The sequence below is a fragment of the Falsiruegeria sp. JB4-1 genome (genome assembly GCF_055693495.1).
Genome location: NZ_JBVFTZ010000001.1, coordinates 1,799,411 through 1,811,638, shown reverse-complemented (window position 1 = coordinate 1,811,638; position 12,228 = coordinate 1,799,411). Strand labels below are relative to the sequence as shown.

Genomic DNA, 12,228 nt, shown 5'->3' with positions numbered 1-12,228 from the left:
TTGCAGGCAGATACGCTCAGCCTGCAGGGTTTGCCCCATCGTCCTAACCAATGCAAGCCGTCAAGGCAGGCTGGCTACCTGCCCTGTAAACAGGTTCACAACAGCCTTGCCATCAATGCCCCGGCACACCCGCACTCTGGATCCGGTGTTCACTGCGCGCGTCGCCCCTACCGCTTCACCAATAAGCTCGACCCGCACGCCTGTTTCCACCATCTCGAACAGATGCGGATGGGTGCAGGCAATAACAGCGGTGGAATCATGCAATCCGCACCCGTCTTCGCCTGCGACGTTCTGATAGAACTCCAGATAGAACCGGGAAATTTCGCGCAAGAACCCGCCCGTCTTGGCCGAAGCCTGTGCCAGCCCTGCAAAATCCTGCGCTTGGTAGAGCGTCTGCAGGGTCACATCCAACCCCACCAATACGATGTTGCCCTCTGCCCCCAGAACCTCTGCCGCCGCCCGTGCGTCGTGATAAATATTCGCCTCGGCATGTTTGGTGATGTTGCCCGGGCAAAACACCGCCCCACCCATGATCACCAACTGCGCCAGATTGCTCAGGAACTCAGGGTCCAGCTGGATCGCATCGGCAATGTTCGTCAATGGCCCGATGGCACAGACCGACAGCTCGCCGCGATGCGCACGTGCCATGTCCACCAGATACTCGGCCGCAGACAAGGGATGATCCGCGCCAATTTGGGGGATGTCCGTCAAATCCCCGAACCCTTCGTCCCCGTGCACATAGGCCGACGGCTCATAGCTGCTCGCGCCATAGGGCAGCGCCGCCCCCGTCGCTACCGGCAGGTCGGCCCCCAACAGGTTCAACAGATAGCGCGCGTTCCGGCTGGATTGCGCCACATGCGTGTTGCCAAACACGGTGGTCAGCCCCAAGAGTTCGATCTCTGGGGCCGCATGGGCATAGGCAATCGCCATGGCATCGTCGATGCCCGGATCCGTATCAATGATCAGTTTCATGCCTGCCCTTTACGCCGATCTCGACCGCCGCGCCAGCCCATCCGAGAGGCCCCAACACCGCCATTTCCCCTTGTCAGCCTCCTGCCTTCTCCTCATACCTGTCTTGAAAACGGGCAACTCAACCCCTAAATGTATACAATTGTACACAAATGAAATAAGGAGCAGTAAATGACAGAAGAACAGATCCTTGGCCTGATCACACAGAACATCGTTCTGGTTCTGGGTGCCATCTTTATCGTGGTGGTCATCCTCAAAGGCATCAAGATCGTGCCTCAGTCGGAAAAATACGTGGTCGAACGGTTCGGCCGCCTGCATTCGGTGCTTGGGCCGGGCATCAACTTCATCGTGCCGTTTCTGGACGTGGCCCGCCACAAGATCTCGATCCTGGAGCGCCAGCTGCCCAATGCAACGCAAGACGCTATCACCAAGGACAACGTGCTGGTGCAGATCGATACCTCGGTCTTCTACCGCATTCTTGAGCCGGAAAAGACCGTCTACCGCATCCGCGACGTCGATGGCGCCATTGCCACCACCGTGGCCGGCATCGTGCGTGCCGAGATCGGTAAAATGGACCTCGACGAGGTGCAATCCAACCGTGCCCAACTGATCGGTCAGATCCAGCACTCGGTCGAAACCGCTGTTGACGACTGGGGCATCGAAGTGACGCGCGCCGAGATCCTCGACGTGAACCTGGATCAGGCCACCCGCGACGCCATGCTGCAACAGCTCAATGCCGAACGCGCCCGCCGTGCGCAGGTGACCGAGGCCGAGGGCATGAAACGCTCGGTCGAATTGCAGGCCGACGCCGAGCTTTATGCCGCCGAGCAAACCGCCAAAGCCCGCCGCATTCAGGCCGAGGCCGAAGCCTATGCCACCGAGGTTGTTGCCAAGGCCATCGCCGAAAACGGCATCGAGGCGGCGCAGTATCAGGTCGCCCTGAAGCAGGTTGAATCGCTCAATGCGCTCGGCAACGGCAGCGGCAAACAAACCATCGTCCTGCCCGCGAACGCGATCGAGGCCTTTGGCGACGCCTTCAAGATGCTGAAAGGAGGCAAATGATGGCTGATCTCTGGTCCGTCTGGTGGGTCTGGATGGCCGCCGCGCTGGTACTGGCCATTGTCGAGGTTCTAGCCCCCGGCTTCATCTTCCTGGGCTTCGCCATTGGCGCTGCGATCACTGGCCTCATGCTGCTGATCGTACCCATAGCTTGGACCCTGCCCGTTCTGGCCTTGATCTTCGCCGCCCTGTCGCTGGCCGCCTGGCTCATCCTGCGCCGCAGCTTTGCCCTGCGCACCGGTCAGGTGAAACACTTCGAGGATGACATCAACGGGTGACCCCCCGCGCACCTAAGAAAGGCCGCCCTCCTTGGGCGGCCTTTTTCGTGAGTGTTGCCTAGCGCGCAAGCCATTGCGTCAGCCTATCAAAGAACGCCTCTTGCTCTTCAATAAACGGATAATGGCCAGAGCTTTCAAAAATGGCGACTTCGGCATTCGGCATCACGGATGCAATGCGTTCGGCGCCGGGCTCGGGTGGCGTGATCCCGTCATGACGACCTGAGGCAACCAAAGTTGGCGTCGAAATGCCGGGCAGTTTTTCCAACGTGTTGAACCCTCCCAGCAAAGCCCCCGCTGCATTCCAAGCCCGATACTCATAGACGGTTCGCGCATCCAGATCCGCGCCGACTTCGGGATCCCACTCGTGGAAATACATCTGCACCACAGGGTTCCAGGTGGCCTGCCAATCCGCGTTGTCTGCCATCGGCTGCGAGAAGAGCTTGCCAAAGGCCGCCATTTGTTCGTCGCTACCGGAAACCGTCGGCTGATAGTCGAAGGCCAGCACAGTGTCGATCAACACAAGCCCATCCAGCCGTTCTGCGTGACTGGCCGCAAATTCCTGCGCGATAAATCCGCCATAAGAATGGCCAATCAGCGTAAATGTGTCGTGCCCCAATGTCGTCATCAACGCCGCCGCATCCGAGGTCAGGCGCTCAAACGTCATCGAAGCATAGTCATCGGGTTTGTCGGACCGTCCATTGCCGAAGTGGTCATAGTAAACCACAGTATGCGTCTCGGACAGCTTGTCAAAATAAGGACGCAGGTAATCATGGCTTAGCCCCAGACCACCGTGCATCATCAAGACCGCCGGTCCCGATCCAAGCGTTTCATAATATAGGTTTGCACCGTTGATCTCGGCTGTGTCGGCGAAAGCGACGGTCATCTGAGCGCTCAGGACCGCCGCGCCAACTGCATGTGTCGTCCAGTTCATGGGTCTACCCTGTCTTTGTGCCAGTTTCGATTGGCATTTGTGTTGCCCGCAAACAGTAGACCACTTTCGAAGCCGTTCGTTATCCTACAGGCGCAACAGGACGCGGATGCGTGCAAATGTCAAATTACTGAAATTCAACGGCTTAAGACCTGCATTACCAACAAAGCGCAAATACAGGGGACGTGTTCAATCTAGAGGTTTCCGCCTTCGAAACGCAGGCGGAAATTGCGGTTGGACACGATCAAGAGCACTCGTAGCTGAGATATCGACCGCCTTAGAGGTGTTTGCTGCCCCCGGGACCTGGGGTGAATACCCCGAAGTTTGACCATTCAAAGCCCTCCCCGCCACACTATTTCGCGGCGTCACAGATCACCCATTCAATCACCATCATACGTCTGGCACGGTCAGGCCCGCATGATCACATAGCCAACGCCCCACTAGCGACCGCACCCGCCACCAACGCGCCCAGTTCGTCGCCCACGCCTTCTCCTGATGTTCTTCCGTACCAAAACCCGCCCGCGCATTGGGCAAGTCATTCCAAGACCAAACAATTCGGGCAAGACCGTCTAGATGCAAAGGGCTTTGGCGAATTTCTTAGATGCCCCAGTACAGGCCGGACACCTGCTGCACTGCGGCGCATTTCAGCGGTGCACGCTTGGTGCACGCGTAGTGCACGGATGTCACAGCCCCCTCAGCCGCGATCCTTTTGCGCCTGCGGCATGAACACGCGACCTCTGGACGCCACATTGCGCTTTCCCTATATAATCACTCAGGAAGCAGATCGAGGCCCTGATGACCCATCTCGACCGAACCCATGGAAGGCGCGCCGCTGATTGCGCCGTCCTCTGTCAATCACCCGCTGTATGACGCCGTGGTGGATGCGTGCAGGAGCGTCTATGACCCGGAAATCCCGGTCAATATCTATGAGCTGGGTCTGATCTACACAATTGAAATAAACGAGGAAAACGAGGTTCGGGTGATCATGTCTCTGACCGCCCCCGGTTGTCCCGTTGCTGGTGAAATGCCCGGCTGGGTTGCCGATGCCGTTGACCCGCTTCCCGGTGTCAAACAGGTTGATGTCGAACTCACCTGGGAGCCACCCTGGGGCATGGAAATGATGTCGGACGAAGCCCGCCTGGAACTGGGATTCATGTAAGCCCCTGTTTTTACATGGACTTATCCACAGGGCTTTGCGAAGCGTCACAAAAGATTTGCTGCTTCGTTACCAAAACGACCGATCAATGTTACAGTTGCCGCGCAACACTCCGAATAGCTAACAACGTCGGAGAATTCCCATGCGCTTTACCTTGGCCAGCACAGTACTGATGCTGTGCCCCACGCTTGCCTTTGCTGTAGGTGGCAACCAATCCAATACGGCCGAACCTGCTCTGTCCTTTGGCGACCGCCCCGCCTATCTGATCGACAAGCTGCCTGAGGGTGCGCTGAAATCCAAACTGCAGTCTTGCGAAGGTCAGACACCCAAACGCAGCCTGTTTTCGATCGGCCACCGGGGTGCGCCTTTGCTTTATCCCGAGCACACAGTGGAATCGAATGTGGCGGCGGCCCGAATGGGCGCAGGCATTCTGGAATGCGATGTGACATTCACAAAGGATCACGAACTGGTCTGTCGCCACGCCCAAAACGATCTGCACACCACCACCAACATTCTGGTCAGTGACCTTGCCGATACGTGCAATGTACCTTTTACTCCGGCGTCCGGTGACACTCCTGCCGCTGCTGAATGCCGAACGTCCGAGCTGACGTTGGAGCAGTTCCGCACACTCAAGCCCAAGATGGACAGTGCAGACAAAACCGCCCGAACCGCAGAGGCCTATCAGGGTGGCGTCGCACCTTGGCGGAGTACGCTTTACATAGATGGCGCGCGCAGCATGACGCACGCCGAATCCATCGCGCTATTCCGGGATCTGGGCGCCAAGTTTACACCAGAACTAAAGTACCCTTCTGTTGACATGCCACATGACGGGTTCAGTCAGGCCGACTATGCGCAAAAGCTTATTGACGAATACAAGGCGGCGGGCATCCCCGCTTCGGATGTCTGGGCACAATCCTTCAACCTTGAAGATGTACTCTATTGGATCGAGAACGAGCCGGAGTTCGGCAAACAAGCGGTTTTCCTGGACAACTCCTATGACATCGAAGGTTTCGATCACACCAACCCGGCAACCTTCCCTCACGACTTTGCCGAGCTGAAAGCCAAGGGTGTCAACTACATCGCTCCGCCGATGTGGATGCTGCTGACCGTAGAGAACAACAGAATCGTGCCGTCTGCATGGGCCATGGCCGCCAAAGCAGCTGATTTGAAACTAATCACCTGGACACTGGAGCGTTCGGGCCCATTGGCCAACGGAGGTGGGTGGTATTTTCAGTCAGTCATGGATCTGACTGAAAATGACGGCATGTATTTCCAGGTTCTTGATGTGTTGGCTCAGGACGTTGGCGTCGAAGGCGTGTTCTCGGACTGGCCTGCAACTGTGACGTACTACGCGAACTGCATGGGCCTCTGACTCTACAAACATCAGCCTCATAGCCGGAACCGTTCCTGCCCAAAGGGAACGGTTCCTTTTTTGTGTTGTACATACCCCTTGAGACTGCGGGGGCCGCGCCTTAAGTTACAGACAACGCGCGATGGAGATTTTCATGTTCGGCATTCCCGGCAAACAGGCAATTACAATGACGCCCAAGGCGGCGGAACAAATTGCCAAGCTCATGGCAAAAGATGGCCACAAAGGCTTGCGGATTGGCGTCAAGAAAGGCGGTTGCGCAGGCATGGAATACACCATGGAATACGTAAACGAGAGCGATCCCAACGACGAGGTTGTCGAACAGGATGGTGCCCGTGTCATGATTGCCCCAATGGCTCAGATGTTCTTGTTCGGAACCCAGATCGACTATGAGGTTTCGTTGCTTGAAGCTGGTTTTAAGTTCAACAATCCCAATGTTGAGGATGCCTGCGGATGTGGCGAGTCGATTAAGTTTAAGGACGCCAACGAGCTGCAACAGGGCGCCTGAAACACCTTCTGATTTGGTAACCAGCCAACAACCGGAAAACTGGGTTCTGTTGCCTCTTTCGCTGCGCGATGCGCAAGCGACCGAACTGCTTGAGTGGGTCAACTATCCCGTCAGAACAAAACTCTGCCGATTGGTGTCCAAGTGCAGGGTACCAGTGCAAAACTAACCAACCAGCAACATCTATTGCAAAAAGGCGGTCAGTTTTTGGCCCTCATCACTCTGGAAACCAGAGTGATCTCAAAGTTTTTGTGATCAGTATGCTCAACTATGGATTGGTGGGCCTTGAGTTACACCTGCGACACGGCCTGCCTGGACGGTGCACGCTTTTCCTGTAAATGCACATAAGTCTCATCATACCGACGTGTCAGGTGTTCGCCCGCAGTAATCACCTGCCCAGATCCCGGAGGGGCGACATTGGTGTTATAGGATGGATTGAAAAACAGCGGAACGGACACACGTTCCTCGTGGCTTCCAATCACTCGGTGCTGCGTTGCTTTGACCTGCCCCTCTGTCCAGAACTCGAGCATCTCACCAAAGTTGATCACGAATGTTCCAGGGTGGACGGTTATACCTTGCCAAGTTCCATTGGGCATCTTGACCTCAAGCCCCGGCACTCCGTCTGTTGCCAACAGAGTCAGGCAGCCATAGTCCGTATGCGCAGCGATCCCGAAGTCACGTGCGCCTGCCCAGCTGGGACGCTTGGGATAGTAATTACCGCGAAGAAGCGCCATCGGTGGATCAAATGCCCTGTCAAATGCAGCTTCGTCCCGACCGATGGCGAAAGCTATGGCTCTCAGCACATTCATGGCCACCTCAGACGCCTGACCAAAATACGCCAGAATTTCGGTTCGAAAGTCTTCAAGTCCCTCGGGCCAGAGGTTCGGCGCATAAACACTCAAGTTGTCACGTTTGAACGGATGATCCAGAGGTAATTCGTACCCGCAATCAAAAACTTGCTTGTAGTCAGGGTTTGCATTGGGATCGACCTGTTCGGATTTGCTTGCGCCCCATCCCCTGTTGGACCCTGTGCGCGCCATATCCACCGACCGCTTCATTGCATCCGGTTGCTGAAAGAAACTGCGGTAGGTTTCGATAACTTCGCCAACTCGATCTGCGCTAATTCCGGTGTTTGTCACCGTCAAAAAGCCAACATCCCGCACAGCGCATCTGAGCCTGTGCATTTCACTTGGGTTTCGCGCAACCAAAAGCTGCAGGTCCAGATTCTCAAGCATGCACTGCCTCCCCTAACCAAGAAGGCCTGTATCGTGCCCCCTCAAGCCGAGCAACCGGAATTGTCACATCGCCGTGGCGATGCTATCGGAGGCGGGATAGAAAAAATGAACCAAGACGAGGTCATCACATGCGGCGTAAACTGGCAGCGGGCAACTGGAAAATGAATGGCCTTGAGGCGGGGTTGAGCGAGTTGGCCGCCTTGGCAAAGGCTCACTCTGACGCCTCTGTCGATATCCTGATCTGCCCACCGGCCACGTTGCTTCATCGCGCTTCACACGCCACAAATGGAACCGTCCTTTCGGTAGGTGGACAAGACTGTCACGCGCAAGCGGCGGGTGCACACACAGGCGACATCAGCGCCGGTATGTTGGTTGATGCCGGTGCCACCGCAGTTATCGTGGGCCATTCGGAACGGCGCGACGACCATGACGAGCGCAACGAAGATGTCCGTGCCAAAGCCAAAGCCGCTATCGACGCCGGGTTGACGGCCGTGATCTGCCTGGGCGAGAGCCTGGCGCAGCGTGAAGCTGCCAACACCCTCGACATTATCGCAGGTCAGATGTCCGGCTCGATCCCGGATCTCGCGACAGGAGAAAACACCGTGATCGCCTATGAACCGATCTGGGCCATCGGCACCGGTAAAGTGCCCACGCTGGAACAGATCGGCGAAGTGCATGATTTCATCCGCGCCCGTCTGGAACGCCGCTTTGGCGAAGGCGTGGGCCGCTCAATCCGCCTGCTCTACGGCGGCTCGGTCAAGCCCAGCAATGCGGTCGAGATCTTTGCCGTCCCCAATGTGGACGGCGCTCTGGTCGGCGGTGCCAGCCTGAAAGCCGCAGATTTCTCGCCAATTATTACCGCTCTTGAGACATCCTGAGGAGCTGACGAGCATCACCTCTGGAATGAAGCGAAACAGACACCATGTTTGATGTGATCGTTGGAGACATCAGACATGGACCATCCGCTTGAAACACTGATCGACCGAATTGTAGCAAACTCCGCCCGGCGGGGTGAGCTGGACAATCTGCCCGGGGCCTAGCAAACCGCTGACAGATGCGCATCTTGGTAAGGACGCTGTGCTCAACCGCATTATGACGGAACATCAGGCGAAACCTCAGGCCGTCGTGCTGAACGAGAAAATCAGCCAATCGCGCGCCCGCCTTCAGACACTGACCGACCCAAACGAGCGCAAGGCAGAAATGAAGACGCTCGCCGATCTTCAGACGCGCTATGCGTTGGAACTCGAAGCCACGCGCAAATACGGCTGAGCAACAAAAAGGCGCCGAGGAATCCCCGGCGCCTTTGAAGACAACATCTGCCTCTACTTCGTTATGATCTCAGGCCCCATCACCGCGTTCGGAATGACCGTGCTGAGCCATGGGATGTAGGTGATCATGATCAGGAAGACGAAGAGCACCGCCAGGAACGGCAGGGCCGCCCGCACAACGCTCATCATTGGCATACCTGCGACACCGGACGTCACGAAGAGGTTCAGACCAACCGGCGGCGTGATCATCCCAATCTCCATGTTCACCACCATGATGATGCCCAGATGGATCGGGTCGATGCCCAGTTCGATGGCAATCGGGAACACCAGTGGCGCGACGATCACCAACAGGCCCGAGGGCTCCATGAACTGACCACCGATCAGCAGGATCACGTTCACCACCACCAGGAACATCACCGGACCAAAGCCCGCCGACAGCATCGCGTTGGCGATATGCTGCGGGATCTGCTCGTCGGTCAGCACGTGCTTGAGGATCAAAGCATTGGCGATGACGAACAGCAGCGTGACGGTCAGCTTACCTGCCTCGAACAGCGTGTGCTTGGTATCCGCGTGGAAGAAGGCCGTGACCAATGCAATTGGCTTTTTCAGAAGAGGCGTTTTGGCTTCTTCCTCGCCATTCGACAGCGGACCCATGTCCTTGTAGACAAAACACGCGATGAAGAAGGCATAAACAGCCGCCACCGCAGCAGCCTCGGTCGGGGTAAAGATACCACCATAGATGCCACCCAGGATGATCACGATCAGGAACAGACCCCACCCGGCGTCACGCGCCGACTGGAAAATCTCGCCCCAGCCCTGCCATTCGCCCTTGGGCAGATTCTTGACCTTGGCCATGACATAGATCGTCACCATCAGCATGATGCCCGCCATCAGGCCCGGAATGATGCCCGCCAGGAACATGCGACCTACCGACACCTCGACCGCGGCGGCATAGACAACCATCACGATGGACGGCGGGATCAAGATGCCGAGCGTACCGGCGTTACAAATGACGCCTGCTGCAAATTCCTTGGTATACCCCACCTGCCGCATGCCTGCGATCACGATGGATCCGATGGCCACAACGGTCGCCGACGAAGACCCGGACAAAGCCGCAAAGAGCATACAAGCAAAGACGCCTGCAATTGCCAGACCACCGGGAAGATGGCCCACACAGGCGATCGAGAAGCGGATGATCCGCCGTGCCACACCGCCCGTCGTCATGAAGGACGAGGCCAGGATGAAGAAGGGAATCGCCAGTAGGGTGAAGTGACCCTCGAACGCCTCGAACAGAGTACCCGCGACCGAGGCCAGCGAACTGTCGGAATAGACCAGCAGGAACAGGGTGGAACTCAGGCCCAGAGAAACGGCAATCGGCACACCGATCAGCAACAGGCCGATCACCATCGAAAATAGAAGAACGACGTCCATCACTCATGCTCCCCTTGCTGAGCACGGACGGCTTCAAGCTCGTCCTCTACTTCGTGGCTGGCGACCAGCCGGTCGGTTTCGCCACGAAAGATCTGCATCGCGGCTTGCGCAAAGCGATAGACCAGCAGCAGCATCGACAATGGCAACACCAGATAAGGCACCACTTTGGGCATCTTTTCATAGGCGTCGCCGTAGTTGATCAGATCCTCGAGAAACCGCAGCATTCCGATCATCGGCACGTCCTGCACCTCATAGAACGACTGGCTACGCGCCTTCATGTCGAACCCGGTCGGGAACCAACGGCCCGAAGTGGGCGGCAAATCCGCAAAGACGGCCCAATAGTCATAGGCGCCTTTCAGCATCAGCAGCGAGAAGATCAGACAGGCGGCCACGGCAATCAGCGCCAGTGCGCGTCGGGCAGCCGGAGCCAGCATGTTCACAATCGCGTCGACACCAAGGTGTGCGTGTTTCTTGACCGCGTAAGAGGCCCCCAGCAGAACCAGCCAGGCGAACAGAAACACCGTCGCTTCCAGCGCCCACAGAATGTTCGAGTTGAAAGCAAAGCGCGCAACGACGTTTGCGAAGGTGATAATCGTCATCAGCCCTAGAAGCGCCGCAATCACGGTCTCCTCAAGCCGGTCGACAAACCCGGGTGACCCGGTGGTCTGACCAGACATCTCACTGTCCTCATTTTGTTTTGGATTTTTGGGTTTGAGGCGGGCCGATCAACCGGCCCGCCCGCGCGCGCATCCAACACTCCCCAGCTTCGAACGCGGCGCTATCTGATGAGATCAGAAACCGGCGTTGATCGCCTGTGCTGCGTCGATCTTGTCCTGACCCACATCGCCTGCAAATTTTTCCCAAACCGGCTTCATTGTGTCGACCCAGGCCTGACGCTGCGTGGCGTCCAGCTGACGGATGGTGCCGCCTGCATCAATGATTGCCTGCTTGGCCCCTTCGTTTACGGCAAAGGCTTCGCTGTTGCGGGTCTCTGTGACTTCGCTCAGGATGGTGGTGAACTGATCACGCACGGCAGGATCCAGGCTGTCCAGCCAATCGACCGAAGTCACGACCAGATAGTCGATGATGCCGTGGTTGGTTTCGGTCACACCGTCCTGAACCTCAAAGAACTTCTTGCCGTAGATGTTCGACCAGGTGTTCTCCTGCCCGTCCACTACGCCCTGCTGCAGCGCGCCATACACTTCCGAGAAGGCCATCTTCTGCGGCGAACCACCGATGGCTTCCATCTGGGCCACCAGAACGTCCGACGACTGAACCCGGAACTTTAGGCCGTTTGCATCGGTCGGCGCGACCAGCGGCTTGTTGGCCGACATCTGCTTCATGCCGTTGTGCCAGAACGCCAGTCCCTGCAGACCGCGGCGCTGCATGCTGTCGAGCATGGCCTGACCGTCATCCGAGGATTGGAACGCATCCACGGCTTCGATGTTCTTGAACATGAACGGCAGGTCGAACAGGCGGAACTGCTTGGTGAACTTTTCAAACTTCGACAGCGATGGCGCGGCAAGCTGCACGTCGCCCTGCAACATGGCTTCGAGCACTTTGTTGTCGTTGTAGAGCGTGGAGTTCGGATAGACCTCCATGCACATGGTGCCGTTCATCTCGTCATTTACGCGCTGCTCCAGCAGCGAGGCAGCGATCCCCTTGGGGTGCTTGTCGGTGTTGGTGACGTGGGCAAATTTGACGACGATCTCGCCATCATCACAAGCGGCAAAGCCTGCGGTGGCGGTGACGCTCAAGGCCAGTGCCGTTGCGGCGGTTGCTAGAAATTTCATCTGCTCTCTCCCTACAGAATATCTGAACCAGATTGGCAAACGCCGGAGTTCGGCGTGCTGAGGGAAGTGAACCGACTCACAGTGATTGGCTCAACGATTTGTCTGAACTTGGCGAGATTTCTGAATAAATCGTTTATTATCAATATACTTCATGCCACCCCGATTGCAGCCTGAAGTGTCGCGGTCAACCTGTGTGCGAAATTCCGCACATCGCACCTATCTATTGTGCGAAAAACC

The 12,228-nt window shown here is 57.0% G+C and carries 13 protein-coding genes; 7 read left to right on the top strand and 6 right to left on the bottom strand.

Going from position 1 to position 12,228, the window contains the following annotated elements:
• Positions 1 to 60: 60 nt before the first annotated feature.
• On the bottom strand, positions 61 to 972 hold the full coding sequence (locus ACZ1HE_RS09310) for a nucleoside hydrolase (protein ID WP_472620510.1): 912 nt from the start codon (positions 970 to 972) through the stop codon (positions 61 to 63).
• 168 nt (positions 973 to 1,140) lie between these two features.
• Here ACZ1HE_RS09310 and ACZ1HE_RS09305 point away from each other — a divergent pair, with 168 nt between their 5' ends.
• Both ACZ1HE_RS09305 and ACZ1HE_RS09300 read left to right on the top strand, forming a co-directional pair.
• Positions 1,141 to 2,031, top strand: coding sequence for an SPFH domain-containing protein (locus tag ACZ1HE_RS09305; protein WP_472620509.1), 891 nt, complete (start codon positions 1,141 to 1,143; stop codon positions 2,029 to 2,031).
• Positions 2,031 to 2,306: an NfeD family protein gene (locus ACZ1HE_RS09300; protein WP_472620508.1), complete on the top strand. Its 276-nt coding sequence runs from the start codon at positions 2,031 to 2,033 to the stop codon at positions 2,304 to 2,306. The genes ACZ1HE_RS09305 and ACZ1HE_RS09300 overlap by 1 nt, the downstream gene beginning before the upstream one ends.
• Before the next feature lie 58 nt (positions 2,307 to 2,364).
• Here ACZ1HE_RS09300 and ACZ1HE_RS09295 read toward each other — a convergent pair whose 3' ends face one another.
• A complete protein-coding gene (locus tag ACZ1HE_RS09295; RefSeq protein ID WP_472620507.1) occupies positions 2,365 to 3,237 on the bottom strand; it encodes an alpha/beta fold hydrolase in 873 nt (290 codons plus the stop codon).
• 814 nt (positions 3,238 to 4,051) lie between these two features.
• On the opposite strand from ACZ1HE_RS09295, the gene ACZ1HE_RS09290 reads away from it, so the two are divergent.
• From ACZ1HE_RS09290 to ACZ1HE_RS09280, 3 genes are all read left to right on the top strand, one after another.
• Positions 4,052 to 4,393, top strand: coding sequence for an SUF system Fe-S cluster assembly protein (locus tag ACZ1HE_RS09290; RefSeq protein WP_472620506.1), 342 nt, complete (start codon positions 4,052 to 4,054; stop codon positions 4,391 to 4,393).
• 139 nt (positions 4,394 to 4,532) lie between these two features.
• Positions 4,533 to 5,762, top strand: a complete 1,230-nt coding sequence (locus tag ACZ1HE_RS09285; protein WP_472620505.1) for a glycerophosphodiester phosphodiesterase family protein — start codon at positions 4,533 to 4,535, stop codon at positions 5,760 to 5,762.
• 133 nt (positions 5,763 to 5,895) lie between these two features.
• Complete coding sequence (locus ACZ1HE_RS09280; protein ID WP_472620504.1) at positions 5,896 to 6,267, top strand: HesB/IscA family protein; 372 nt, start codon at positions 5,896 to 5,898, stop codon at positions 6,265 to 6,267.
• A gap of 287 nt (positions 6,268 to 6,554) precedes the next feature.
• On the opposite strand, the gene ACZ1HE_RS09275 is transcribed toward ACZ1HE_RS09280, so the two are convergent.
• A complete protein-coding gene (locus ACZ1HE_RS09275; protein WP_472620503.1) occupies positions 6,555 to 7,499 on the bottom strand; it encodes an isopenicillin N synthase family dioxygenase in 945 nt (314 codons plus the stop codon).
• Positions 7,500 to 7,627: 128 nt separating this feature from the next.
• Between ACZ1HE_RS09275 and tpiA the strand changes: the two genes are divergently transcribed.
• Entirely contained in the window at positions 7,628 to 8,377 is a 750-nt protein-coding gene (tpiA, locus tag ACZ1HE_RS09270) for a triose-phosphate isomerase (protein ID WP_472620502.1), read from the top strand.
• 133 nt (positions 8,378 to 8,510) lie between these two features.
• Positions 8,511 to 8,768: a hypothetical protein gene (locus ACZ1HE_RS09265; protein WP_472620501.1), complete on the top strand. Its 258-nt coding sequence runs from the start codon at positions 8,511 to 8,513 to the stop codon at positions 8,766 to 8,768.
• Between the two features lie 53 nt (positions 8,769 to 8,821).
• On the opposite strand, the gene ACZ1HE_RS09260 is transcribed toward ACZ1HE_RS09265, so the two are convergent.
• The 3 genes from ACZ1HE_RS09260 to ACZ1HE_RS09250 form a co-directional block, all read right to left on the bottom strand.
• Positions 8,822 to 10,198: a TRAP transporter large permease gene (locus ACZ1HE_RS09260; RefSeq protein WP_472620500.1), complete on the bottom strand. Its 1,377-nt coding sequence runs from the start codon at positions 10,196 to 10,198 to the stop codon at positions 8,822 to 8,824.
• Entirely contained in the window at positions 10,198 to 10,875 is a 678-nt protein-coding gene (locus ACZ1HE_RS09255) for a TRAP transporter small permease (protein WP_472620499.1), read from the bottom strand. Before ACZ1HE_RS09255 ends, ACZ1HE_RS09260 begins: the two co-directional genes overlap by 1 nt.
• Before the next feature lie 114 nt (positions 10,876 to 10,989).
• Positions 10,990 to 11,991, bottom strand: coding sequence for a DctP family TRAP transporter solute-binding subunit (locus ACZ1HE_RS09250; protein ID WP_472620498.1), 1,002 nt, complete (start codon positions 11,989 to 11,991; stop codon positions 10,990 to 10,992).
• Positions 11,992 to 12,228: the final 237 nt, after the last annotated feature.

Excerpts from the sequence above, each read along its gene's own strand:
- ACZ1HE_RS09310 (WP_472620510.1), bottom strand. The coding sequence starts at position 972 with ATGAAACTGATCATTGATACGGATCCGGGCATCGACGATGCCATGGCG.
- ACZ1HE_RS09305 (WP_472620509.1), top strand. The coding sequence starts at position 1,141 with ATGACAGAAGAACAGATCCTTGGCCTGATCACACAGAACATCGTTCTG.
- ACZ1HE_RS09300 (WP_472620508.1), top strand. The coding sequence starts at position 2,031 with ATGGCTGATCTCTGGTCCGTCTGGTGGGTCTGGATGGCCGCCGCGCTG.
- ACZ1HE_RS09295 (WP_472620507.1), bottom strand. The coding sequence starts at position 3,237 with ATGAACTGGACGACACATGCAGTTGGCGCGGCGGTCCTGAGCGCTCAG.
- ACZ1HE_RS09290 (WP_472620506.1), top strand. The coding sequence starts at position 4,052 with ATGGAAGGCGCGCCGCTGATTGCGCCGTCCTCTGTCAATCACCCGCTG.
- ACZ1HE_RS09285 (WP_472620505.1), top strand. The coding sequence starts at position 4,533 with ATGCGCTTTACCTTGGCCAGCACAGTACTGATGCTGTGCCCCACGCTT.
- ACZ1HE_RS09280 (WP_472620504.1), top strand. The coding sequence starts at position 5,896 with ATGTTCGGCATTCCCGGCAAACAGGCAATTACAATGACGCCCAAGGCG.
- ACZ1HE_RS09275 (WP_472620503.1), bottom strand. The coding sequence starts at position 7,499 with ATGCTTGAGAATCTGGACCTGCAGCTTTTGGTTGCGCGAAACCCAAGT.
- tpiA (WP_472620502.1), top strand. The coding sequence starts at position 7,628 with ATGCGGCGTAAACTGGCAGCGGGCAACTGGAAAATGAATGGCCTTGAG.
- ACZ1HE_RS09260 (WP_472620500.1), bottom strand. The coding sequence starts at position 10,198 with ATGGACGTCGTTCTTCTATTTTCGATGGTGATCGGCCTGTTGCTGATC.
- ACZ1HE_RS09255 (WP_472620499.1), bottom strand. The coding sequence starts at position 10,875 with ATGTCTGGTCAGACCACCGGGTCACCCGGGTTTGTCGACCGGCTTGAG.
- ACZ1HE_RS09250 (WP_472620498.1), bottom strand. The coding sequence starts at position 11,991 with ATGAAATTTCTAGCAACCGCCGCAACGGCACTGGCCTTGAGCGTCACC.